This window comes from Vibrio sp. 1978 (assembly GCF_033344345.1).
The window spans coordinates 1-714 of sequence record NZ_JAWPOP010000441.1 but is presented as its reverse complement, the minus strand read 5'-3'; the positions used below and the strand labels follow the sequence as shown (position 1 = coordinate 714).

General features: G+C 49.7%; 2 protein-coding genes. One reads left to right on the top strand and one right to left on the bottom strand.

Features of this window, described 5'->3' with window-relative positions:
- Positions 1-313, bottom strand: a 313-nt coding sequence (locus R8N49_RS27120) for a DUF1643 domain-containing protein (RefSeq protein WP_318190450.1), incomplete at its 3' end; no start/stop codon positions are given.
- Between the two features lie 96 nt (positions 314-409).
- Between R8N49_RS27120 and R8N49_RS27115 the strand changes: the two genes are divergently transcribed.
- A partial coding sequence (locus R8N49_RS27115) for a hypothetical protein (RefSeq protein WP_318190449.1) occupies positions 410-714 on the top strand: 305 nt, incomplete at its 3' end.

Genomic DNA, 714 nt, shown 5'->3' with positions numbered 1-714 from the left:
AGCAGGGCACCAAGACATCAGCATCCCGAATAATCCTTTCCAAGTGGATTTCATTTTCAGGCCCGACAGGATCAACCGCCGTAGCCAGCTCTCGAACGTCGGTCGCCCGAAAAGCAAAAGCATTACCGACTATGAATCGCCTCCCTCCGTTGACCTTGGTAAACCCTATCCACTTTCTGACCGTGTGATCGTCCTCGGTGGCCGTGGCCGTAGAGCCGTTTACACCAAAATAACCGAACACAAGGCCTTCGGGTTGCACATCCCTTTCCAGACGGTATCTGTACATGCCGCACTTGCTGATAATTGCACTCAAAGTGTCACCTCTTTTTGAATGAAAAATGCCCTTTCACAGTTGCATTTTTTAATGCTGTGATAGGATAAAAGTGTAAGTTGAAAAGGAGAGATGACCATGAAACATGTACTGAATATCGCGCTGATGGCTGTTGTTATTCTTGGCCTGGCTATGCTTGAGGCCACCAACTGGGGTTACGCAGTGCTGGCTATCCCGGCAGTGATTTGGGCCAAGTCGGTGCTCAACCTTCTGCACAAACTGCCGGTTCTGGCTGCTGCTTTTTGGATTCTGGTTGCTGTTTTCGCGTGGCAAGCGGCACTTGTTGGTATCCTGTTCTATGGCGTACTTGCGACCCCTAAAGCACCAGCAAACACCAATGGCAAGAAAAGCCGAAAAGCCAATCTGATGGGCACTTACAGCTA